At 52.9% G+C, this 333-nt stretch carries 1 protein-coding gene; it reads left to right on the top strand.

Features of this window, described 5'->3' with window-relative positions; all coding sequences use genetic code 11:
- Positions 1-145 precede the first annotated feature (145 nt).
- On the top strand, positions 146-333 hold a 188-nt coding region (locus EE949_RS05190; RefSeq protein ID WP_164666696.1), incomplete at its 3' end, for a hypothetical protein.

Genomic DNA, 333 nt, shown 5'->3' with positions numbered 1-333 from the left:
GGGCAGTTGATGGGCGACGCCCGTTTTCAAATCCGGTAACAGGAAAGCGTTTCCCTCGCCGACGTCATTCCGTTATCACTCGTCCCCGGACGGCTTATGGAAAGCACGTCCGATCTTACTTTCCGCACTGAAAAGGATTTCAGGCATGCACACCGTTTTTTCCGTAGCGGCCCTGACAGGCGCTTCAATGTTATCGCTCTCCTTCATGCAGGCCCATGCGGCCGGGCTTTCTGACGGCAGCAAGCCATTTGATCAGTATCACTGGGTCACGACCCACAATTCGTACGAAAAAATAAACCAGAACCTCAAGGAAATGCCCCAGCAGTTATCAGA

This window comes from Pseudomonas viridiflava, from assembly GCF_900602065.1.
Lineage (GTDB): Bacteria > Pseudomonadota > Gammaproteobacteria > Pseudomonadales > Pseudomonadaceae > Aquipseudomonas.
This window is presented reverse-complemented; position numbering and strand designations above follow the sequence as displayed.